A 21,301-nucleotide genomic window follows, 5' to 3' on the forward strand; every position below is an offset into this window, starting at 1 on the left:
GGCGGCGCCGTGCCTACGGGCGGCCGCCGGGCGCCGCCGCGCCGTGTAGGCGGCGCGCGTCACCGGCGAGGTCCGGGAGGGCGGCGACGACCGAGTCGAAACGCATCGTGGTGCGGGCCGCGGAGTCGTACGGGTCCCAGGCGGGCAGCGCCGGATGGTTGGGATCGCCGGTGCGGGCGAAGGCGATCCAGGCCCGGTGCATGGCGTCCGCCAGGCCGTCGCGGACGGCCGGGTCGAACCCGGCGGTGAGCGGGGCGTGCGCCCACCGGTCGAAGTTGGCGAAGACGAAGGGGAGTTCGAGGCAGTGGGCGGCGCCGAGGCGGCCCCCGTGCGCGGGCGCGGGAAGGTCGAACTGGTAGGCCCGGACGGGCCGGCCCGCCCGCGCCCTGGCCTCGGCCAGCCGTAGCGCCGGAACGCGGAACAGCTCGTCCGTGATGAGGTCCATGAGCACGTCGACGGGGCGGGCGCCGGGCCGGCTCCGTTCGTACGCGGCGTACACCCCGGGCGCGGCCCCGGCTCCGAAGGTCTCGGCGATCCGAGCGGTCACCCGCTCCCGGCCGGCGGCGGCGTACCCGGGATCGAGGGCGAACCCGAAGTTGGCTTCCTCCCGGGTCCAGCCGATCAGCACGTCGACGTCGGCCGCGGTGCCGTGGAGCAGGGCTTCGACGGGGTGGCGCGTGAGGGTGACGCCGTCGATGACGGGCAGGAACGGGGTCGGCCAGTGGCCCCAGCGCGCCGTCCGGGCGAACATGGCGCCGGCCGCGCCGATCAGCGCGGGCCACGGCAGGCCGCGCAGTTCGGCGACGGTCTTGACGCCGGTCAGCTCCAGGAAGGCCGCGGTCCGCTCCAGGTACGCGTCGGGGCCGGGCAGGTCGAGCCCGAAGGGCGGGCTCTGCAGGATCACGCGCCTGATCAACCCCTGGGTCTCGGGGAGTCCGGCGAGGGCGGCGACGGACAGGGCGCCGCCCGACTGTCCGGCGACCGTGATGTTGCCCGGGTCGCCGCCGAAGGAGGCGACGTGCTCCACGATCCAGCGCAGGGCGGCCAGCTGGTCGCCGAGCCAGAGGTTCCCGGCGCCTTCGGGATTGCCCTCCTCGGCGCCGGTGTAGAGGTAACCCAGCGGGCCGATGCGGTAGTTGATGCAAACCACCACGAGGTCGCCGTCCCGGGCGAAGGTGTCGCCGGAGTAGATCGGCATCGATCCGGAGCCGGAGACGAAGCCCCCTCCGTGGATCCAGACGAGCACGGGGCGGCGGCCCCCGTCGACCGCCGGGGTCCAGAGGGTGAGGGTCAGGCTGTCCTCACCGAAGGGCGGGGCTCCGTGACCGCCGAGGACCGGGTCGCCGCCCGGCAGGTACGGCTGCGGGACGCCGGGGCCGTCGGCGGTGGCGTCCCGGGTGCCGCTCCAGCCGGGGTGCGGTGCGGCGGGGCGCAGGCGCAGCCCGCCGACCGGGGGCGCGGCGTAGGGCACCGCCCGGAACACGCAGAGCCCGCCTTCCGTCGCGCCGCGCAGCCGGCCCGGGGGCAGGTCCACCCGCGGGTGATCGGGGTCTGGAGCGAGAGCCATGTGCCGGTCCTTCCTGGGCCGTTCACCGGATGCGCACCGGCCCCGTCGAGCCGGTCGAGGGCGGTGGCGGGCCCGGGGCCACCGGTGCCCGTCGCGGTGCGGCACGGAGTATTGCGGATCGGCGACCGGCGCCACAAGAGCAAGAGGGATTCGAGACACGATCACCCTGGTCAGTACCGCCAACCGGCTGGTTACACGTGCTCCACGTGCACTTCTCCTCCCGGTCACGATCTGTGCACCGACCCGTCCCAGGGCCTGGCGGGGCCCGCGAATGGGTGCTACACAGTGTCCAAGCACTTCAGGTGACACGTGTAACAACATCAGGTTAACCGTCGCCGCGCCGGCCGTGACCGCCCCCTGCGGCGCCCCCTGCTCACCCGCGCTCCACCTCTCGGGCCACCCGCCCGACCTCCCCGCCGGCCTACCGGATCCGGCGCACCACCGCCCCCGCACGCCGCCGCTCCTCCGCAGCGCCGCCGCTCCGCACGCACGCCGTCACTCCACCGCACGCCGCCACCTCCCCGCTCCGTCCCCCGAGGAGTCGTCATGGCCACGACCGATCCGCCCCCCACGCCCGCCCCCACCGCCGCACCCGCACCCACACCCACCCCCGCCGCAGAGCCCGAAGCCCCGCGCCAGCGCGGGCTCATGCTCCTCCTCCTGATCGCGAACTCCGCCATGATGGCGGTCTACATGGGCGTCGGCTCCGTCCTGCTGCCCACCCAGATCGCGGCCATCGCCCCTGACGACAAGGTCGCCGTCCTGGGTCTGATCGGCGGCATCAGCGCGATCTTCGCGACCGCCTTCAACCCCATCGCCGGCGCCCTCTCCGACCGCAGCGGCCGCCGCAACCCCTGGATCCTCGGCGGCGCCCTCGGCGCCCTGTTCGCGCTGGCCCTGCTCGGCAGCGTCTCGACCGCGCTGCTGGTCGGCATCGGCTGGTGCCTGGTGCAGGCGACCATGAACACCTATCAGGCGGCGGTCACCGCGATCGTGCCCGACCGCATCCCCGCCGCCCGCCGCGGTACGGCGTCCGCGCTGGTGGGGCTGGGCCTGCCGATCGGAGGCACCGTCGGCGTCCTCGTCGCCTCGCAGACCGCGACGCACGTGCGCACCGGGTACCTGGTCTTCGGAGCCGTCGTCGCCGCGGCCGCCATGCTGCTCTCCGCCTTCTGCCGCGACACCCCGGCCACCGGACCCGCCGCCCCGAAGCCGCCGGAAGGCGGGCAACTCGCCGCCTTCCTCTCCTCGTTGGCCCACCACGACTTCCGTTGGGCCTTCATCGGGCGCGCCCTGATGGTGCTGGGCTACTTCTCCGTCGTCGGCTACCAGCTCTACATCCTGGACGACCACATCGCCCTGCCCGACGGACTGACCCCGGCCGGGGCGATGGCGGTCCTGACCCCGGTCTCGATGGCCGCCGTGGCGCTGTCCACCGTCGTCGGCGGCCTGCTCTCCGACCGCTGGGACCGCCGCAAGGTGTTCGTCGGGGTGTCGGCGGCCCTCGCCGGGCTGGTCATGGTGGTCCCGGTCATCAGCCCGACCTGGACCGGGATGCTCGTCTTCAGCGCGCTCAACGGGTTCGCGTTCGGCTGCTTCATGGCCGTCGACACCGCGCTCGTCACCCTGGTGCTCCCCCGTGCCGAGGACGCGGCCCGGGACATGGGCGTCCTCAACGTCGCGAACGCCGGTCCGCAGATCATCGCCCCGTTCGTCGCCTCCGCCATCGTGACCGGCCTGGGCGGCTACACCCCGCTGTTCCTCGCGGGCGGCGCCCTGTCGCTGATCGGCGCGCTCGCCATCCTGCCGATCCGCAGCGTGCGCTGACCTCCGCCGGGCCGCCCCGCGCCCCGGCGCTGCCCGGCCCCCGTACTCCGGCGGGTGCGCGCCGAGGGTCGCGCGCCCGCCGGTCCTGCACCACCTGCCCCACCCTGCACCCGCACCCTCTTCCGTCCCCTTACCCCGTACTTCAAGGAGCCCCCTGTGCGTCGCAAGCGCGTCCTGCCGCCCGCCCTGCTGATCCTGTGCACCACCGCCCTCGCGGGTACGGCGCCCGCCGTCGCCTCACCGGTCGCCGCACCGGCCCCGGCGCCGGGCCGCGCCGCCCCGCTGCGGATCCTGCTCACCAACGACGACGGCTACCAGGCGCCCGGCATCCGCAAGGCGTTCGACCGGCTGACCGCAGCCGGATACGACGTCACCATCGTCGCCCCGCTCACCAATCAGAGCGGCACCGGTACAAAGGTGACCAGCGCCGCCGCCATCGCGGTACGGCACCCCGAGCCGAAGGTGTGGGCCGTCGACGGCACCCCCGGCGACTCGGTGGCCTTCGGCCTCTCCGAGGTCTTCGACGGGCACGCCCCCGACCTCGTGGTGTCCGGCACCAACTTCGGGCCGAACCTCGCCGCGCTCGCCACCCACTCCGGGACGGTCGGCGGCGCCGTGGCGGCCCTCGAATCCGGAGTGCCGGCCATCGCGCTGAGCACGGGCGGCGTCACGGTCCCCGATCCGGTCACCACCGTCAACGCGATGGACCCGACGCTCGATTTCGCCGTCAAGCTCATCGAGCGGCTGCGGTCGCGGGCGAGATCCGGGCCGCTGCTGCCCGAGGGCGTCGGCCTGAACGTGAACCACCCCGTCGTCGGCTCCGACGGCAAGGGCACCGCCGCCGGCGTCTCCGCCACCTTCCAGGACCCCCAGCAGGTGCTGGCGACGGACTTCACCGACTCCGGCGACGGCACCGGGACCTGGAAGGTCGACGTGAAGGTGGACCTGCGCCCGGCGGCGCGGGGCGGCGACATCGAGGCCGTCGCGGCGGGCCGGATCTCCGTCAGCCCGATGAACGCCGACTGGAACACCGCGGCCCTCGACCGGGTCAGGGCCGCGGCACTGATCGCCGGTCTGCGCCCGTGACGCGCACCGCGGACCGGGCGCACCGGCCCGTTCGCCAGGGCGGATGAGCGGGCGGACGGGCCGGTAGACGGCCCGTGGAGCGGCGGGTGCACGAACCGGCCCGCCGCTCCCCGCTCCCGTCTCCCCGCTCGCGGAAGCGCTTCCCACGCCGGCGAACATGTTCGTTACGCTCGGCCGTCCTCGAGGAACTGCTCGGCGCCGTGGACCTGGACCTGGATCCGGTGGCCGGCGCCGGCGCCTGGCGGGACCGGCTCGCCGCCGTCCTCGGTTCGTACACGAACGTCCTGTTCGCCCACCCCAGCCTGGGGCTCGCCGCGCTGACGGCCCGCCCCTCGGGCCCGAACCACCTGGCCCTGGTCGAGGGGCTCCTGACCCTGCTCCAGGTGGCCGCCGCCACCGCCGCCGAGCAGTCCGGCCGCGACCGCGACCCCGGCGCCGGAGAAGACCACAACGCCCTCGCCGCCACGCTGCTGGGGGCCGACGCCGCCACCCACCCGCGCATCGCGGCGGTCGGCGCCGACCTGGTGTCCGGCAGTCCCGGGGAGCGCCTGGACTGGATCTTCCGCGCCGTCGCCAACGGCGCGCGCGACACATCGCGCGGCGAGGTGCCCGCCGCACCGTGACCCGCGGCGAGCCCCCGCCGCCCCCGGCACCCCAGCCCGTCCCCCGAACCGAAGCGAGGACCCCGTGCACCGCACCCACCACCCCATCGCCGTCATCGGGGCCGGTCTCGGCGGCCTGACCCTGGCCCGCGTCCTGCACGTGCACGGCATCGGGGCCGCCGTCTTCGATCTGGACGCCTCCGCCCGATGCCCGCACCCAGGGCGGCATGCTCGGCATCCACGAGGAGTCCGGTCAGGCGGCCCTGCGCGCGGCCCGGCTCTCCGACGGGTTCCGGGCCCGGGGACCGGGGACCGTCCCGAGATCGACCGGGGGCAGCTGCGCGACCTGCTCCTCGGACCGCTCCCCGGCGGGACGGTGCGCTGGGGCGCGAAGGCGGTCGGGGCACGGCCGCTGGGAGCGGGCCGGCACGAGGTGACCCTCGCCGACGGCGATGCCGACGCGCGCCATCCCGAGGGCGCCGAACTGATCGGCGGCGGCTCGTTCTTCGCCCTCGGCGACCACAAGGGTCTCCTCGCGCACCGCGAGGCGGACGGGCGGCCTGCACGTCTACACGGCTCTGCGCACCCCCGAAACCACCCTGTCCGCATACGACTTCACGGACGCGCGGGCGGTGAAGGCCGCGGTCCTGGAGCATTTCGCGGACTGGGCGCCCGCGTTGCGGCGGCTGGTCGCCGAGGCGGACGGGCCGCTGGTGCCGCGCCCGGTCCACGCGCTCCCCGAAGGCCACCGCTGGGAGCCGGACGGCACCGGGGCGGCCCTGGCTGCCTACGAGGCCCGCCTGTTCCCGCGCGCGCGGCAGAAGGCGCGGGAGTCGGCGCGGGGGCTGGACGCGCTCTTCCACGACGATGCGCCGCAGCCGCTGCTGGACCTCTCCGCTCCGGCCGGCTGACGGCCCGCGCGCGCCGGCTCCCGCGTTCAGCCCACGGTCTGGTCCCCGTCGGGGACGTCCTCGACCGTCACGAGGGCGCGGGGACGTCCGAGTCCCGCCGCCACCGCCGCGGCGAGACCGTCGAAGTCACGGCCTTCGGGGACGGGCACCGGTTCGTTCTCGCCGTACGCCTCGATCGCCTTGGTGAAGTAGCTCGGATCCCAGGCGCCGACGGCCCCCCTGACCTCGATGGCCGTCACGGGGCGGTCGCCGACGCGGTCCCTCAGGGCGGCGAGGATCGCGTCGGAGCGCAGTTCCCCGGGCACCTGGAACAGGCTCGCGTGCGCTCCGGCCAGGCCGCCGTCCCGCAGCCGCACGGTCACCGTGAGGCAGCTGGTCACGCTGGGATAGGTGAGCACGCCGCCGGGCCCGGCCTCGCCGATCCGGCCTTCGGTGACCGTCACCGACCCGGCCGCCAGGGCCGCGGCGCCCGTACGCGGTGACGTGCCGGAGGCTTCGGCGGCCCGGGCCCCGGTGGCGGGGCCGAGCGGGAGCGCGAGCAGCGCCGCCACCAGCAGGGCCCCGGCCGCGAAGGCCCCTCTTCCGGACGGCCGTTCGGCCCGGTGCGTACGGGGGTGCGGCTGGCGCGCTGACACGGTGTTCCCTCTCCTGCGGTCGGTGCCGGGCCGGCCGCCCGTCACCGGGGCCACCGTAGCCGCCGGCCCGCGGACGCCGGCCCCCGGGCCCGCGCCGTGCCGTGCCGTGCCGTGCCGTGCCGCGTCAGCGGGTGGCGAGCAGCTGGAGCGTGTCGATCACGCGGTTCGAGAAGCCCCACTCGTTGTCGTACCAGGCGACCACCTTGATGTGGCGGCCCTCGACGCGGGTCAGGGCCGAATCGAAGATCGAGGAGGCCGGGTTGCCCGTGATGTCGGAGGAGACGAGCGGGTCGTCGGAGTACTCCAGCACCCCGGCGAGCGGCCCCTGCGCCGCGGCGCGGTAGGCCTCCAGCACGTCCTCGCGGGTCACGTCGCGGGCGACGGTCGTGTTGAGCTCGACGATCGAGCCCACCGGAACGGGCACGCGGATCGAGTCGCCGGACAGCTTGCCCGCGAGGTTCGGCAGTACGAGCCCGATCGCCTTGGCGGCGCCCGTCGAGGTCGGCACGATGTTCACGGCGGCGGCGCGGGCGCGGCGGGGGTCGCGGTGCGGGCCGTCCTGGAGGTTCTGCTCCTGGGTGTAGGCGTGCACGGTCGTCATGAAGCCGTGCTCGATGCCCGCCAGGTCGTCGAGGACCGCGGCCAGCGGGGCGAGCGCGTTGGTGGTGCAGGAGGCGTTCGAGACGATCGTGTGCAGGGCCGGGTCGTAGGCGTCGGTGTTGACCCCGTAGGCGAGGGTGACGTCCGCGCCGTCCGCCGGCGCGCTGACCAATACCTTCTTGGCACCCGCGTCGATGTGGGCGCGGGCGGCCTTGGCCGAGGTGAAGCGGCCCGTCGCCTCCAGCACGATGTCGACGCCGAGCTCCGCCCACGGCAGCCGCTCCGGCTCGCGCTCGGCGAGGACCTTGATGCGGTGGCCGTCCACGACGAGGACGTCCGCCTCGACGCTGACCGGGCGGCCGAGCCGGCCCGAGGTCGTGTCGTACGCGAGCAGCCGCGCGAGGGTGGCGGGCTCGGTGAGGTCGTTGACGGCGACGACCTCCAGGCCGCTGTCGCGCTCCAGCAGTGCGCGCAGCACGTTGCGTCCGATGCGGCCGAATCCGTTGATGGCGATGCGGGTCATGAGGATGGTCCTTTCGCGTGCGGTCGCCTTCAGGTTCGCCTGCCGCGGCCGCCGGTGACAGCGGCGGGATCGCCACGGTCCGCAAGGATCCCGCCATCCCTGCCGGGGCGGCCGGGCCTGCCCGGCGGGCGGGGCCTACTCGCCGCGGGTGAAGGTGCGCCGGTACTCGGTCGGCGTCGTCCCGAGGATGTGCTGGAAGTGCAGCCGCAGGTTCGATCCGGTCCCCAGGCCGACATCGGCGGCGATCTGCTCGACCCCGCGCCCGGAGCGTTCGAGCAGCTCGCGGGCCATGTCCACGCGGGCCCGCATGACCCACTGCATCGGCGTGTATCCCGTGTCCTCGGCGAAGCGGCGCGAGAAGGTGCGCGGCGACACGGCCGCGTGCCGGGCGAGCAGCTCCAGGGTGAGGGGCTCGCCGAGCCGGCGCAGCGCCCATTCGCGGGTGGCGGCGAACCGCTCGCCGAGCGCCTCGGGGACGCTGCGCGGTACGTACTGCGCCTGGCCGCCGCTGCGGTAGGGGGCGGCGACCAGCCGCCGGGCCGTGTGGTTCGAGGCGGCCACGCCGAGGTCGCCGCGCAGGATGTGCAGGCACAGGTCGATGCCCGAGGCGGCGCCGGCGGAGGTCAGTACGCTGCCCTCGTCCACGAACAGGACGTTCTCGTCGACGCGTACGAGCGGGCGTTTCGCCGCGAGGGCCCGCGCGTAGTGCCAGTGCGTCGTGGCGCGCTTGCCGTCGAGCAGACCGGTGGCGGCGAGCGCGAAGGCGCCGGTGGAGATGGCGGCGAGCCGTGCGCCCCGTGCGTGGGCGGCGATCAGCGCGTCGACGACGGCCCGCGGCGGCTCCTCGCGGTCGGGGAACCGGTAGCCGGGCACGAAGACGATGTCGGCCCACTCCAGCGCCTCCAGGCCGTGTCCGACGTGGTAGGACAGTCCGTCGCCGCCGGTCACGAGGCCGGGCGCCGCGCCGCACACCCGTACCTCGTAGGGCACGCTCGCGCGGGTGGTGAACACCTGCGCGGGAATGCCGACGTCGAGGGGTTTGGCGCCTTCGAGGACGAGGACGGCGACATGACGCAGGCGGGGGGCTGGCACGGGAGAGAGCGTACGCGGCGCGGGGACGCGGCCCGCGCCGGGCGGCCCGGCGTGCGCCGGGCGCGGCCGTCCGCGCACTTACAAGGAAGAGTTACGGACATATCCCTATTTGGTAAAAGGCGACGCGTGCAGCCGCCGACGGGCGCGTCCGGGGCGCCAGAGTGTGGCTGCCCGGCAGGACGCCGGGCACCGTTCGGAGCCCGTCCGGCTTTCACGAGACCGGCCGGTGCTGTCTGTTGAAGGGGTCATCCTCATGTCTGCTTCCCTCGCCACCCGCCGGACCGTCACCGCGTTCCTGGCCGCCGGCGTCCTGCTCGGCTCGGCGGCCCTGCCGGCCGCCGCCGCCGACCACGGCCACAACCACGGGCGCGCGCACTCCGCGGTCACCATCGGCGCCGTCCAGTACGACAGCCCCGGCCGCGACGCCCGCTCCAACAACGCCCTCAACGGCGAGTGGGTCGAGGTGAAGAACACCGGGAAGCACGCCGTCAACCTGCGCGGCTACACGCTGACCGACCGTGACGGCAACCGCTACCGCTTCGGCGACTTCCGCCTGGCGGGCCACGCGGCCGTCAAGGTCCACACCGGCCAGGGCCGCAACACCAACCGCGACGTCTACCAGGGCCGCCGCATGCAGATCTGGGACAAGCAGGACACCGCCACCCTGCGCGACGACCGCAACAAGGTCATCTCCACCGACTCCTGGGGCCGTGGCGGGCACCACACCCGCGGCTGACCACGGACCGGTGGTCCCGCCGACGACGACGGTGGGGCCGCCCCCGCCCGCGGCGCGTCACGGCCATCCGGCCGGGGCGCGCCGCCGGCGCGTGCGGGCCCGGCGGCGGCCGGCAGGTCCGGGAAACGGGTGTCTGTGATCTCGATGGTGCCGGATCCGGAGTCCGCGCCCGTCAGCCGGTCGCGCAGCGCGGTGGAGGGCCAGCCGTTCCAGCCGACCAACGGCGGGTGGCGCCAGTCGTGGTAGTGGTTCTCCGGGGGTTCGTCACGGTCTCCGGGCAGGAGGCCCTGCGAACGCGGTGCGACGCAGCGGGGGGCGCGGCGGTGGCACCCCGGTCGTGCCCGCGCCCGCGTCCGGCCACACCCCGCGTGCGCGTCCCGACGCGCCTCTGCCGGAACGGGGTTCAGGTGCCGAGGAGCCGCAGGGAGGCCCAGAGGGCGGTGACTGCGACGGCGAGGGCCGCCGGGGTGGTGAGCAGGCCGAGGCGGGTGAACTCGCCGAGGGAGACCCGGTCCTCGTGTTCGTGCACGATGCGCCGCCACAGCAGGGTGGCCAGCGAGCCGACGTAGGTCAGGTTCGGGCCGATGTTCACGCCGATCAGTACGGCGAGGACGGGTCCGGGGCCGGCCGGCGCGACGACCGGGAGCAGGGCCAGGACGGCGGGCAGGTTGTTGATCAGGTTCGCCAGGAGCGCGGCGACCCCGGCGACGGCCAGCAGGGCCGGCAGCGAGCCGCCCTGGGGCAGCACGTGCGCCAGGCCGTCGCCGAGCCCGTGGTCGACGACGGCCCGCACGACGATGCCCAGCGCCAGGACGAACAGGCAGAACCCGGGCGCGGCGGACAGGACGAGCCGTCGGGGTGTCGTCTCGCGCCGGTACAGCGCCCGGCAGGCGAGGACGAGGGTGCCGGCGAGCGCCGCCCAGGCCGGGCTGGCCCCGGCGAAGGAGGCCACCGCGAACCCGGCGAGGGTCAGCCCGAGCACCACCAGCGGGAAGCGGGGCACGGGCGCAGAGGGCGCCGAGGAGGTGTCCCCGTCCCCGGCCCGCTGCGGGTGGCCGGGGACGGCCAGGTCGCTGCGGAAGAACCGGCGGAAGACCGCGTACTCGACCCCGATCGCGGCCAGCCAGGGCAGCGTCATCAGAGCCGCGAAGCGGGTGAAGGACAGGCCGCTGGCGGTGAAGGCGAGCAGGTTGGTCAGGTTGGAGACCGGCAGCAGCAGGGAGGCCGTGTTCGCCAGGTGTGCGGTGGCGTACACGTGCGGCCGCGGCCGGGCGCGGAGGCGGGCAGCGGTGGCGAAGACGACCGGGGTCAGCAGTACCACCGTCGCGTCCAGGCTCAGCGCGGCGGTGACCACGGCGGCGACCGCGAACACCCCGCCCAGCAGGGTGCCGGGACTGCGCCCGCACCGGCGGGCCACCGCGTCACCGGCCGCCCGGAACAGTCCTTCGTCGGCGCACAGCAGGGCCAGCGCCAGGATCACCGCGAGGAATCCGACGACGGGCAGCAGTTCCCGGGTCTGCTCCCAGGCGGCCTGCGGGGACACCGCCCCGAGCGCGACCAGCAGCCCGGCGGCCGGTACGGCGGCCACCGCCTCCGGCAGCCCGCGCGGCCGTACGACGGCGAAGGCCAGCACCCCGAGCAGCACGGCGAGGGACGACGACTCGGCTATGACGGTACTCAGCGCGCACTCCCGGCAACGGAACCCACCCGGCCGGACGGCGGCCGTGAACCTCCCCAGGATGACATCCGCGGCGCCCGGTCCCCGCCTTCGACTCCGGCCGCCGGGCCGCGGGCCCGGGCCCGCGGCCCGCGGGTGACCGCTCGGGCAGATGTGCCCGTGGGGCCGGGAGCGCGTACCGGGCTATGGTGACGCGCCGTCCGTCACCCGGCAGGCCCGGTCGGCGGCGGTTCACGGTTCGGTCCGGCGTCGGAGGAGGCCGCACATGGCCAGTGCGTTTCAGGAGCGGAAGCTCAAGGGGATGTTCGCCGCGTTCGACGCGGACGGGGACGGCTACCTGCGCGAGGAGGACTTCACGGCGCTGGTGGCCCGCTGGAGCCGGCTGCCCGGCGTGGATCCCGGTACACCGCTGCGCGACCGGGTGGAATCGCTGCTGATGGGCTGGTGGGCGGCGCTGCTGGCGGTCGGGGACGCGAACGGCGACGGGGCGGTCGACATGGCCGAGCTGCTCGCGCTCGTCGACCGGCTGCCCGCCATGATGGCGGAGGTCACCGCCACCGCCGACACCGTCTTCGACGCGGTGGACGCGAACGGGGACGGCCGCATCTCCCCCGAGGAGCACCACAGGCTCGTCGAGACCTGGAACGGGCGCCGCGTCGACATGACGGGCATCTTCGAACTCCTCGACCTGAACGGCGACGGCCATCTCGGCCGCGAGGAGTTCGCGGCCCTGTGGCGCCAGTTCTGGACCAGCGACGACCCGGCGGATCCCGGCAACTGGCTCTGCGGCCGCTTCGAGGGCTGACGTCCGTACGGGTGCTCCCGCGTCCGCCCGGTAGCGGACGCGGGAGCACCCCGGGGCCCGGCGGGGCCGGGCCGTTACGCCGCCGCCGTGGCGGAGGTGATGTCGGCGCGGGCGGCGCGGCGGGCCGGCCAGAGCGAGGCGAGCAGGGCCCCGGCCACGGCGACGAGCGCGCCCAGCGCCAGCCGTCCCCAGGGCAGGACCAGCGTGTAGCCCGCGACGCTCTCCTGGAGGGTCCGGCCGAGGGCCCAGCCCAGGAAGACGCCCAGGACCGTGCCCAGGGCCGCGCCGAGCGCGCCGAGCAGGAGGGCCTCCAGGCGGATCATCCGGGCCACGCCCGCCCGGTCCATCCCGAGGGCGCGCAGCGTGCCGATCTCCTTGCGGCGTTCCAGGACGGACATCGCGAGGGTGTTGGCGATGCCCAGCGCGGCGATGACCAGGGCCAGGCTCAGCAGTGCGTAGAAGACGTTCAGCTGCTCGCCGATGCTCCCGCCGTCCTCCGCCCGGATCCCGGCCCCGTCCAGGACGGCCAGGGCGGGGTCGTCCCCCAGGGCGCGGGTGATCCCGGCGAGGGCGGCCCGCCCCGGCCCGCCGTCCGTGGCGACGAGGACGGCGGCGGTGTTCGGCGCCTCGTCGTAGCGGGCCACGAGGGAGTCGGGGGCGGTGATGCTGGGCAGCAGGTTGCTCTGCTCGTCCGCCCGGTAGACGGCACCGATCGTGACGCTCCCGCGCCCGCCGTCCCGCCGCTCCAGGAGCAGGGTCTGTCCGAGGTGCCAGCCTGCGGAGGCCGCCTTGAAGTCGGCCACGGCGATCCGGCCCTGGGCGAGGGAATCCAGCGACCCCTCGGTCACGTCGTAGCGCAGCAGCCGGCCGATGGTGGCGGGGTCGACGCCGGTCAGCACGGACGGTACGCCGCCCAGCCGGTAGTCGGTGGACTGGTTGAGCGGGCTGGAGGCCGCGCCGGGCAGCTTCTTCAGGAGCGCCGCGGTGGCGGGCGTCATCCGCATGGCGCCGTCGGCGGGCTTGACCAGGTAGTCGGCGGCGAAGTCGTGGGTGGTCGCACGGTCGAGGTACTGCGACGCGGAGGCCCCGAGGACGGACAGCCCCGACGCGAGGGTGAGGGCGATGGCCAGCGCCGCCGCGGTGGCGCCCGTACGGCGGGGGTCACGGACGGTGTTGCGCGCGGCGAGGGTGCCGGGCACCGGGTGAAGGCGGGTGAGGAGCGGCCGGACCAGGGCGACGAAGGGCCGGGCCAGCAGCGGGATGAGGACGATCGTGCCGGTCAGGGTGAGGGCCGCGCCGGCCCCGATGACACTGCGGGCGTCCTTCCCCGTGGTGAGGGCCCCGTACACCGCGGCGGCGAGGCCGGTGAGGAGCAGCGCGGCGCCGAGGCCGGTGCGCAGGGAGCCGGTGCGGGCGGGCGGTGCGGGTTCGGCGGCGCTGAGGGCGGCGACGGGCGGGATGCCCATGGCCCGGCGGACGGGCAGCCACGCGGCGATCACGGGCAGGGCGGTGCCGACGAGCAGGGACGTGCACACGGTGCCCGGGGTGAGGAGCAGCGGGGCGGCCGGGGTGTCGGCGGGGGCGAAGAGCGTGCCCAGCAGGGCGGCCACCCCGGTGCCGGCGGCGAGTCCGGCCGCGGAGGCGAGGGCGCCGACCAGCAGGGACTCGGTCAGCAGGATCCGGCGCACCTGTCGGCGGGAGGCACCGACGGCCCGCATCAGGGCGAGCTCCCTGGTGCGCCGGGCGACGAGCATGGTGAAGGTGTTGGAGATGAGGAAGGTGGCGGTGAACAGGGCGACGGCGGCGAAGCCCACCAGGATCTGGCTCATGGTGTCGCTGTCGTGGGTGGCGAGGTTGGCCTGGATCCGGGCGAGCTGGGCGCCGGTGGCCGCGCCGGTGCCCGCGGGCAGGACCTTCTCGACGCGGCCGAGGAGCTCCTGCGCGTCGGTGCCGGGGGCGGCGGTGAGTTCGAGGTTCTCGTAGTGGCCGGGCCGCAGGAACAGCCGCTGGGCGGTGGCGTCGCTGAACAGCGTCAGGCTGCCGCCGGCGGGCAGACCGGTGCCGTCGGCGCGGAAGATCCCGCTGAGGGTGTACGACGCCGCGCCGCGGTTCGTTCCGATGCGTACGGTGTCGCCGACGCGGTACCCGCCGTGGGCGGCGGTGCTCTCGTCGAGGGCCACGGCGTCGTCGCGGGCCGGGCCGGCGCCCCGGACGAAGCGGTAGGCGGGGTCCGCGCCGTCGGCGCCGGGGGCGAAGTTGCCGCCGCGGTGGGTGGGGCCGTTGCCGATCAGGCGGCCGTCGCGGCCGGCGACGGCCGCGAAGCCGCTGGTGCGGCCGGTGGCGGCGGCGACGCCGGGGACCGCGGCCAGGGCGGGCACGGCGGCGGCGTCGACCGCGGGCGGCCCGGCGGCTCGGCCGCCGGCGGGGCCGGCGCGGGAGTCGTCGGGGAAGACGCTGACGGCGATGCGCTCGTAGCCGCCGGTCGCCCGGGCGGTGGCGGCGCGGCTGGCGCTGTCGCCGTAGACGAGGCTGCCGCTGATGAAGGTGACCCCGAGCATGACCGCGAAGGCGGTCATCAGCAGGCGGGCCTTGTGCGCGGACACGTTGCGCAGGGCGGTACGGAACATGGGGATGCGGGTCCTGGGGGGAGGCGGGCCCGGCGGTCCGGGCGGACGGCTGGGACGGGTCGGGGCCGTGGCCGGGGTGGCCGGCTGTGGCCCGGGGGGGGCGGCTGCGGGAGCCGGTCAGGTGGTGCGGGCGCGGGCGTCGAGCGCCTTCATCCGGTCCAGGACCCGGTCCGGCGTGGGGCGGGCCATCTCGTCGACCAGGTGCCCGTCGGAGAGGAACACCACGCGGTCGGCGTACCCGGCGGCGACGGGGTCGTGTGTGACCATGACCACGGTCTGGCCGAGTTCGCGCACCGAGTCGCGCAGGAAGCCGAGGACCTCGGCGCCGGAGCGGGAGTCGAGGTTTCCGGTGGGCTCGTCGCCGAAGACGATCGCGGGACGGGAGACCAGCGCGCGGGCCACCGCGACGCGCTGCTGCTGGCCGCCGGACAGCTGTCCGGGCCGGTGGCCGAGGCGCTCCGCGAGGCCGACCCGGGCGATCACGTGGTCCAGCCACTGCCGGTCGGGTCGGCGTCCGGCGATGTCCATCGGCAGGGTGATGTTCTCCAGCGCGGTCAGCGTCGGCAGCAGGTTGAACGCCTGGAAGACGAAGCCGATCCGGTCCCGGCGCAGGGCGGTGAGCTGCCGGTCGTCGAGGGCGCCCAGTTCGGTGGTGCCGATGCGCACGGAGCCGGAGCCGAAGGAGTCGAGCCCGGCGGCGCAGTGCATCAGGGTGGACTTGCCGCAGCCGGAGGGACCCATGATCGCGGTGAACTCGCCCTCCCGGAAGTCGACGCTGACCCGGTCCAGGGCGACGACGCGGGTGTCGCCGCCGCCGTAGACCTTCGTCAGCTCGGTGGTGGCGGCGGCCACGGCCGCGGCGCTGCCCGTCGTCGGGTACGTCGGGCGGGGGGCCAGGGGTTCGGCGGTCACGGGGGCTCCTCTTCGGGTGCGGGGCGGTGCACTTCGAAGGGTGTCCGGCGAAGGTATCGGCGCCTGGTCGGCCGTGTATCGGTGACCGCGCCGGTGTGCGGCGGTCGTGTAGGGGGCCGGGCGCCGGGCCGTGGTGCGCTCAGCCGGGCAGGCGCAGGGTGGCGACGGCCCCGCCGTCGGGGGCGTTGGCCAGGAGCAGTTCGGCGCCCAGTACCCGTGCCTGGCCCAGGGCGATGGTCAGGCCCAGCCCGTGGCCGGAGCCGCGTTCCGCCGCGCCGGTGTGGAACCGGCGCGGGCCGCCGCGCAGCAGGTCGCCGGGGAAGCCGGGGCCGTGGTCGCGGACCACGACGGTACGGCCCTCGACGGTGACCCGGACCGGGGCGCCGCCGTGCCGGTGGGCGTTGACGACGAGGTTGCCGACGATCCGTTCCAGGCGCCTCGGGTCGGTCTCCACGGTCGCCGGCTCCGGCCCGTCCGGTGGGCCGGTGGTGATCCGGGTGGGCAGTCCGGTGCGCATGACGGCCTCGCGGACGACGGCGCCGAGCGGCACCCGGTCGCGTACGGGGCGTTCGGCCCCGGCGTCCAGGCGGGAGATCTCCAGCAGGTCCTCGACCAGACCGCGCAGGTCGCGCACGCGGGCCCGCAGCAGGTCCTCCGTTTCGCCGGGCGGCAGCAGGTCGACGGCGGCGAGGAGTCCGCCGACGGGGGTGCGCAGTTCGTGGGCCACGTCCGCGGTGAACCGGCGCTCGGTGCGCAGCCGTCGGCCGAGGCTGTCGGCCATGTGGTCGACGGTGGCGGCGATGTCGGCCACCTCGTCGCCGCCCTTGGTGGGGCCGGTGCGGGCGTCGAGGTCTCCGGCGGAGATCCGCCGGGCCGTCTCGGAGACCCGCCGCAGTCGGCGGGCGAGCAGGCCCGCTCCGTAGACGGCGGCCGGGGTGGCCGCCGCGAGGGCGACGAGGGAGGCCACGGCCATGGTCACGTCGAGCTGGTAGAGGTCGTGCAGGCGCGGGCCCATGGTGACGTAGTAGGCAAGGGTCGGGCTGCCGGGACCGTCGGTGCGCTGGGCGGCCCAGATCCCCGGGCTCCCCCCGGTGCTGTCGGCCGGCCCCGCGTACGCGGTGTGCCGGTCGCCGTCGGCCGGGCGGCGCAGGCGGGCGGGCAGGTCCGCCGGATCGAGCCGGGCGCCGTCGGTGAGGGCTCCGGTGCGCCGGTAGACGCCCATGGCGGCGTACAGGCTGTTGGCGGCTTCCGCTTCGGCGCGGGAGCGGATGTCGCGGGCGGTCCATACGTGGACGAGTACGCCGACCGAGGCCGCCACCAGGCAGGCGGTGGCCGCGGCCAGCGCGGCGATCTTCCAGCGCAGCGGGACGCGGACGGGAGCGGCCCGTCCGGGGCGGGGCGACGGGGGCACCGCGCTCAGCGCCTGAACTTGTAGCCGAAGCCGCGGACCGTCTCGATCCGGTCGCGGCCGAGCTTGCCGCGCAGCCGCTGCACGCACAGGTCCACGACGCGGCTGTCGCCGTCCCAGCCGTAGTCCCAGACCTCGCGGAGCAGGGTGTGCCGGTCCAGCACGGTGCCGGGGTGGGCGGCGAACTCCAGCAGCAGTTTCAGTTCGGTCGGGGTCAGGGCCACCGGGCTTCCGGCGAGGGAGACGTCCAGGCCGGCGGTGTCGATGCTCAGGTCCCCGAAGACCAGGCGCTCGCCGTCGGACGGCGCGGGCCCGTCCTGCGCGGGCCGGGTGGGCCCGTAGGTCGCCCGGCGCAGCAGCGAGCGGATGCGCGCGACGAGGACGTACGTGTCGACGGGCTTGACCACGTAGTCGTCCGCGCCCGCTTCCAGCCCGGCGACGACGTCGAGCCCGTCGCCGCGGGCGGACATCATCAGCACGGGCACGAGGCTGCTCTCGCGGACCCGGCGGCACAGGCCGATCCCGTCGAGGCCGGGCAGCATCACGTCCAGGACGAGCAGGTCGAAGGGCTCGTCACGGAAGAGCTCCAGGCCGGACAGCCCGTCGGACGCGGTCCGCATCGCGTAGCCGTAACGTTCGAGGGCGACGGCGAAGGACCGGCGCATCAGGTCGTCGTCCTCGACCAGCAGCACGCGCACGGGGCGCGGCGCGGTCGGATCGGGGGCGGTCGGGGGCACGGGCCGGCGGTTCCTGTTCTTCGGTGGTGCGCGGGGCACGCGGTCGGCGGCCCCCGGGGAACGATAGGCCAGAGCGCCCCCGTCCCGCCGGACCCGCAGCCCGCTCGCGACGCCGCTCGCCCCGTCCCGCCCCAGGTCAGCCCGTAGGCGACCGGCGCGGGCCCGGCCCGATCCGATGCCCGACCGAGCGCCCCCCGATACCCGCCCGATACGAACGCCGCCCGCGGCCGGGGGCGGGGCGGCGCAGGGGGTGGGGCGGCGGCTGACAGAATCGGCGGGGGTGCCGGCCGTCGGCCGGTGGCCGTCGCGAGAGGACGAGGAACAGCATGACTACGGGAGATCTTCCGCCGGGGCAGCGTCTTGCCCAGGGCTGGCCCGTGTCGCACTACGGGCCGGTGCCGAAGTTCCGCCCCGAGCGGTGGAACCTCCAGGTGTTCGGCGCCACCGCGTCGGGCGAGAAGTACAGCTGGACCTTCGACGAGGTCGCCGCGCTCCCCCGGGTCACGATCGTCACCGACATGCACTGCGCGTCCGGACCCTCGACGACCGGCCACGAGTTCGACGGGGTCCCGGCCGCCACCCTGCTGGAACTGGCGCCACCGGCTCCCGGCGTCACGCACGTGATGGCGTGGGCCGAGTACGGGTACAGCGCCAACCTGCGGCTCGGCGACTTCACCTCGGAGCGGACCCTGCTGGCGATGCACCACAACGGCGAACCCCTGACCGTGGAGCACGGTTTCCCGCTCCGGCTGGTCGTACCGCACCTGTACGGGTACAAGGGCCCGAAGTGGCTGCGCGCGATCGAGTACATGACTGCCGACCGGCGCGGCTTCTGGGAGGAACGCGGCTACCACAACATCGCCGACCCCTGGAAGGAACAGCGTCACTCCTACCAGGAGGACGCGCCCTGGCCCGTCGTCGGGTAGGCGGACTGGAAGGCGAGGCGGGCGGGGGCCCGGTCGGCGAGTGCGGTGAGGGCGTCGTCGAGTGCCAGGAACGCGCTCCACGGCTCCGTTCCCGAGGCCGCCGCGAGGCGGACCGTCAGGAGGTCTTCCAGGTCGGGGACGCGCTTGCCCTTCCAGATCTTGTCGGCCGTGCTCACCAACAGGTCCTCCACGGTCACGGCCGGGTCCGTCCAGGAGGCGTGGGTGCCCGCGAAGCGGGCGAGCCGGGGCGGGAAGCCGTGCGTCAGCAGCAGTTCGCGGCCGGCCTCTTCGTGGGCCGAGCCGGGTCCGGTGAGTTCGGCGGGGTGCAGGACCTTGCCGATGTCGTGCGTGGCCGCACCGAACAGCACCGCCTCGCGGTCGAACCCCAGGGCCGGGCAGTGGGCCGCGGCCCAGTCCGCCAGCCGGTGGGCCACGTCGTGGACGGCGCGCAGGTGCGCGGCCAGCCGGGGCGGGGCGGCGAGGGTGCGCAGCAGGTGCGGGACGGGCTCCGGCAGGGGGCGCAGCCCGGCATCGGTGACGGCGGTCAGGGCATGGCTGAGCAAGCTGGTGGCGGGCATCGCGCCATCCTAGGCGGGGAGTTGCGGTTCAGAGTTCGACGAGGGTGACCTCGGTGGCCTTGAGGCTGGCCCAGAGCTCGGTGCCGTCGGCGAGGGCGAGGTCGGCGGCGGCCTGGGGGGTGATCTCGGCGATGAGGTCGGGGACCTGGTCGGAGGTGATCAGGATCCGCAGTCGGCTGCCGACCACGGTGATCTCCCGTACGGTGCCCGCCCAGACGTTGCGGGGGCTGCCGCCCGGCCGTTCGCGGTGCAGGGACACCGCCTCGGGGGCGATGATCGCCAGCGCTCGGGCACCTTCGGGCAGTGGATCGGCGGCGATGAGCCGGCCGCCGGTTGTGAGGGCGAGGCCGTTGCGGGTGGCGGTGCAGGGCCAGGCGTTGCGGCCGAGCATGCGGGCGACCCAGGGGGAGCGGGGGTGGCGGGTGACTTCGGCGGGTGGGGCGTCCTGGAGGGTGCGGCCGTCGGCCAGTACGAGGACGCGGTCGGCGAGGGAGACGGCTTCGACGGGGTCGTGGGTGACGATGAGGCAGACGCCGCCGAAGCCGGCGAGGTGGCGGCGCAGGGTGTGGCGGACGTGGGCGCGGGTGGTCTGGTCGAGGGCGGCGAGGGGTTCGTCGAGGAGCAGGAGGCGGGGCCGGGCGGCCAGTGCCCGGGCGAGGGCCACTCGCTGTGCCTGTCCGCCGGACAGCTGGGCGGGCTTGCGGTGGGCGAGGTGACCGACACCGAGCCGCTCCAGCCAGTGGCGGGCTTCGGTGCGGGCCTCGGCCTTCGCCATGCCGTGGGCGCGCAGTCCGTACGCGGTGTTGGCGAGCGCGGTGAGGTGGGGGAAGAGCGCGCCGTCCTGCGGGACCCAGGCGACGTGCCGTTTGTGCGGGGGCAGCTTCGTGACGTCGGTGTCGCCGAGGCGCAGCTGTGCGTGGGCGCGGGGGGTCAGGCCGAGCAGGGCCCGCAGCAGGGTGGTCTTGCCCGCCCCGTTCTCGCCGACGACGGCGATGGTGGTGCCGGGCCCGGCGTCGAGGGTGAGCTCGTTGAAGCCGGTCACCTCCGCATGCAGGGGCCACGGCTCGGTGGGGCGCGCGGACACCGGGGGCTCGGTGGTGGCCAGGACCGCGGCGGCGGGCTCCGGCTTGGCGGAGGCGGCTCCCCGGGGGCGGCCCAGGGAGCCGGTCCAGCGGCCGCGGAGGCCGATGAGGACGCCCATGGCGATGACCAGGAGGAGCAGGGAGACGGAGGTGGCCGCCTCGGGGTCGTCCTGGAGCAGCAGGTAGACCTGGAGCGGGAGGGTCTGGGTGGTGCCGGGGAGGTTGCCCGCGAAGGTGATCGTGGCGCCGAACTCGCCGAGCGCGCGGGCCCAGGACAGTGCCGCTCCGGCGGCCAGCCCCGGGGCGACCATGGGGAGCGTGACGGTGAAGAACACCCGCGCCGGGGAGGCGCCGAGGGAGGAGGCGGTCTCCTCGTAGGTCGGCTTGAGGCCGGCGAGAGTGCCTTCCAGGCTGATCACGAGGAAGGGCATCGCGACGAAGGTGGCGGCGAGGACGGCGCCGGAGGTGTGGAAGGGGAAGACGATCCCGAAGGTGTCCTCCAGCCACGGGCCGAGCAGTCCGCGCCGCCCGAAGCCGAGCAGCAGGGCCACGCCGCCGACGGTCGGCGGCAGCACCATCGGCAGCAGTACGAGCGAGCGGACGAAGGTCTTGCCGGGGAAGTCGACTCGGGCGAGCAGCCAGGCCAGCGGGACGCCGAGGAGCAGGGACAGTCCGAGCGCCGCGAAGGAGACGAGCAGCGAGAGCCTGAGCGCCTCGACCACCGGCGGGCTGGTCAGGTGGGCGCCGAGCTCGCTCCACTGGGTCCTGGCCAGGATGCCGACGAGGGGCAGCAGCAGGAAGAGGACCGCGATCAGCGCGGGCAGCGCCAGCACGAGGGAGGGACGGGGGCCGGCGATCCGGCGGCCACGGAGCATGAAGGGCGGTCCTCGGCGGGAGTCGGGTCGGGCGGGGCCGACCGGCCGGAGGGCCCGCCCCGCACGGGGGGAGGGTCGCCTCCGCAGGGTCCGG

Annotated in this window: 17 protein-coding genes and 1 pseudogene; 7 read left to right on the plus strand and 11 right to left on the minus strand. The window is 75.4% G+C overall.

All coding sequences use genetic code 11. The annotated features are described in order from the left end of the window. Positions 1–13 precede the first annotated feature (13 nt). The gene (locus tag ACGFXC_RS05515) at positions 14–1,567 is read right to left on the minus strand and encodes a carboxylesterase/lipase family protein (protein WP_393709776.1); all 1,554 of its coding nucleotides are present in this window, start codon (positions 1,565–1,567) and stop codon (positions 14–16) included. A gap of 546 nt (positions 1,568–2,113) precedes the next feature. Here ACGFXC_RS05515 and ACGFXC_RS05520 point away from each other — a divergent pair. From ACGFXC_RS05520 to ACGFXC_RS05535, 4 genes and pseudogenes are all read left to right on the plus strand, one after another. Next, positions 2,114–3,394 (plus strand): MFS transporter, encoded by a 1,281-nt coding sequence (locus ACGFXC_RS05520; RefSeq protein WP_393709778.1) that lies wholly within the window; start codon positions 2,114–2,116, stop codon positions 3,392–3,394. A gap of 156 nt (positions 3,395–3,550) precedes the next feature. Further along, entirely contained in the window at positions 3,551–4,480 is a 930-nt protein-coding gene (gene surE, locus ACGFXC_RS05525) for a 5'/3'-nucleotidase SurE (protein ID WP_393709780.1), read from the plus strand. Positions 4,481–4,680: 200 nt separating this feature from the next. After that, positions 4,681–5,103: a TetR/AcrR family transcriptional regulator C-terminal domain-containing protein gene (locus ACGFXC_RS05530; protein ID WP_393709782.1), complete on the plus strand. Its 423-nt coding sequence runs from the start codon at positions 4,681–4,683 to the stop codon at positions 5,101–5,103. A gap of 64 nt (positions 5,104–5,167) precedes the next feature. Further along, a pseudogene (locus ACGFXC_RS05535) lies at positions 5,168–5,993 on the plus strand (FAD-dependent oxidoreductase). Between the two features lie 26 nt (positions 5,994–6,019). Here ACGFXC_RS05535 and ACGFXC_RS05540 read toward each other — a convergent pair. The 3 genes from ACGFXC_RS05540 to ACGFXC_RS05550 form a co-directional block, all read right to left on the minus strand. Next, positions 6,020–6,628 carry a hypothetical protein gene (locus ACGFXC_RS05540; RefSeq protein WP_393709784.1) on the minus strand — a complete coding sequence of 203 codons (609 nt, stop codon included), beginning with the start codon at positions 6,626–6,628 and terminating at the stop codon, positions 6,020–6,022. A gap of 124 nt (positions 6,629–6,752) precedes the next feature. Then, on the minus strand, positions 6,753–7,751 hold the full coding sequence (gene gap, locus ACGFXC_RS05545; protein WP_393709786.1) for a type I glyceraldehyde-3-phosphate dehydrogenase: 999 nt from the start codon (positions 7,749–7,751) through the stop codon (positions 6,753–6,755). A 135-nt stretch (positions 7,752–7,886) separates the two neighbouring features. After that, on the minus strand, positions 7,887–8,843 hold the full coding sequence (locus ACGFXC_RS05550) for a GlxA family transcriptional regulator (protein ID WP_393709788.1): 957 nt from the start codon (positions 8,841–8,843) through the stop codon (positions 7,887–7,889). A gap of 253 nt (positions 8,844–9,096) precedes the next feature. Here ACGFXC_RS05550 and ACGFXC_RS05555 point away from each other — a divergent pair, with 253 nt between their 5' ends. Next, positions 9,097–9,579: a lamin tail domain-containing protein gene (locus tag ACGFXC_RS05555; RefSeq protein WP_393709790.1), complete on the plus strand. Its 483-nt coding sequence runs from the start codon at positions 9,097–9,099 to the stop codon at positions 9,577–9,579. A 403-nt stretch (positions 9,580–9,982) separates the two neighbouring features. On the opposite strand, the gene ACGFXC_RS05560 is transcribed toward ACGFXC_RS05555, so the two are convergent. Then, the gene (locus ACGFXC_RS05560; RefSeq protein WP_393710894.1) at positions 9,983–11,260 is read right to left on the minus strand and encodes an SLC13 family permease; all 1,278 of its coding nucleotides are present in this window, start codon (positions 11,258–11,260) and stop codon (positions 9,983–9,985) included. Between the two features lie 262 nt (positions 11,261–11,522). Between ACGFXC_RS05560 and ACGFXC_RS05565 the strand changes: the two genes are divergently transcribed. Next, positions 11,523–12,062 (plus strand): EF-hand domain-containing protein, encoded by a 540-nt coding sequence (locus ACGFXC_RS05565; protein ID WP_393709792.1) that lies wholly within the window; start codon positions 11,523–11,525, stop codon positions 12,060–12,062. A 74-nt stretch (positions 12,063–12,136) separates the two neighbouring features. On the opposite strand, the gene ACGFXC_RS05570 is transcribed toward ACGFXC_RS05565, so the two are convergent. From ACGFXC_RS05570 to cseB, 4 genes are all read right to left on the minus strand, one after another. Further along, the gene (locus ACGFXC_RS05570) at positions 12,137–14,689 is read right to left on the minus strand and encodes an FtsX-like permease family protein (protein WP_393709794.1); all 2,553 of its coding nucleotides are present in this window, start codon (positions 14,687–14,689) and stop codon (positions 12,137–12,139) included. A 117-nt stretch (positions 14,690–14,806) separates the two neighbouring features. Beyond that, positions 14,807–15,601, minus strand: a complete 795-nt coding sequence (locus tag ACGFXC_RS05575; protein WP_393709796.1) for an ABC transporter ATP-binding protein — start codon at positions 15,599–15,601, stop codon at positions 14,807–14,809. A 139-nt stretch (positions 15,602–15,740) separates the two neighbouring features. Then, the gene (locus tag ACGFXC_RS05580; RefSeq protein WP_393709798.1) at positions 15,741–17,012 is read right to left on the minus strand and encodes an ATP-binding protein; all 1,272 of its coding nucleotides are present in this window, start codon (positions 17,010–17,012) and stop codon (positions 15,741–15,743) included. A gap of 5 nt (positions 17,013–17,017) precedes the next feature. Beyond that, complete coding sequence (gene cseB, locus ACGFXC_RS05585; RefSeq protein WP_393709800.1) at positions 17,018–17,746, minus strand: two-component system response regulator CseB; 729 nt, start codon at positions 17,744–17,746, stop codon at positions 17,018–17,020. 326 nt (positions 17,747–18,072) lie between these two features. On the opposite strand from cseB, the gene ACGFXC_RS05590 reads away from it, so the two are divergent. After that, the gene (locus ACGFXC_RS05590) at positions 18,073–18,672 is read left to right on the plus strand and encodes a molybdopterin-dependent oxidoreductase (protein ID WP_393709802.1); all 600 of its coding nucleotides are present in this window, start codon (positions 18,073–18,075) and stop codon (positions 18,670–18,672) included. Here ACGFXC_RS05590 and ACGFXC_RS05595 read toward each other — a convergent pair. Together ACGFXC_RS05595 and ACGFXC_RS05600 are read right to left on the minus strand one after the other, a co-directional pair. Then, positions 18,636–19,250 carry an HD domain-containing protein gene (locus tag ACGFXC_RS05595; RefSeq protein WP_393709804.1) on the minus strand — a complete coding sequence of 205 codons (615 nt, stop codon included), beginning with the start codon at positions 19,248–19,250 and terminating at the stop codon, positions 18,636–18,638. The two genes, ACGFXC_RS05590 and ACGFXC_RS05595, sit on opposite strands and share 37 nt — an antisense overlap. Before the next feature lie 28 nt (positions 19,251–19,278). Next, positions 19,279–21,207 carry an ABC transporter permease gene (locus tag ACGFXC_RS05600; RefSeq protein WP_393709806.1) on the minus strand — a complete coding sequence of 643 codons (1,929 nt, stop codon included), beginning with the start codon at positions 21,205–21,207 and terminating at the stop codon, positions 19,279–19,281. Positions 21,208–21,301 lie beyond the last annotated feature (94 nt).

It is taken from the genome of Streptomyces sp. NPDC048507, from assembly GCF_043199995.1.
In the GTDB taxonomy this organism is placed as follows: domain Bacteria; phylum Actinomycetota; class Actinomycetes; order Streptomycetales; family Streptomycetaceae; genus Streptomyces.

Excerpts from the sequence above, each read along its gene's own strand:
- ACGFXC_RS05515 (WP_393709776.1), bottom strand. The coding sequence starts at position 1,567 with ATGGCTCTCGCTCCAGACCCCGATCACCCGCGGGTGGACCTGCCCCCG.
- ACGFXC_RS05520 (WP_393709778.1), top strand. The coding sequence starts at position 2,114 with ATGGCCACGACCGATCCGCCCCCCACGCCCGCCCCCACCGCCGCACCC.
- gap (WP_393709786.1), bottom strand. The coding sequence starts at position 7,751 with ATGACCCGCATCGCCATCAACGGATTCGGCCGCATCGGACGCAACGTG.
- ACGFXC_RS05555 (WP_393709790.1), top strand. The coding sequence starts at position 9,097 with ATGTCTGCTTCCCTCGCCACCCGCCGGACCGTCACCGCGTTCCTGGCC.
- ACGFXC_RS05565 (WP_393709792.1), top strand. The coding sequence starts at position 11,523 with ATGGCCAGTGCGTTTCAGGAGCGGAAGCTCAAGGGGATGTTCGCCGCG.
- ACGFXC_RS05570 (WP_393709794.1), bottom strand. The coding sequence starts at position 14,689 with ATGTTCCGTACCGCCCTGCGCAACGTGTCCGCGCACAAGGCCCGCCTG.
- ACGFXC_RS05590 (WP_393709802.1), top strand. The coding sequence starts at position 18,073 with ATGACTACGGGAGATCTTCCGCCGGGGCAGCGTCTTGCCCAGGGCTGG.
- ACGFXC_RS05595 (WP_393709804.1), bottom strand. The coding sequence starts at position 19,250 with ATGCCCGCCACCAGCTTGCTCAGCCATGCCCTGACCGCCGTCACCGAT.
- ACGFXC_RS05600 (WP_393709806.1), bottom strand. The coding sequence starts at position 21,207 with ATGCTCCGTGGCCGCCGGATCGCCGGCCCCCGTCCCTCCCTCGTGCTG.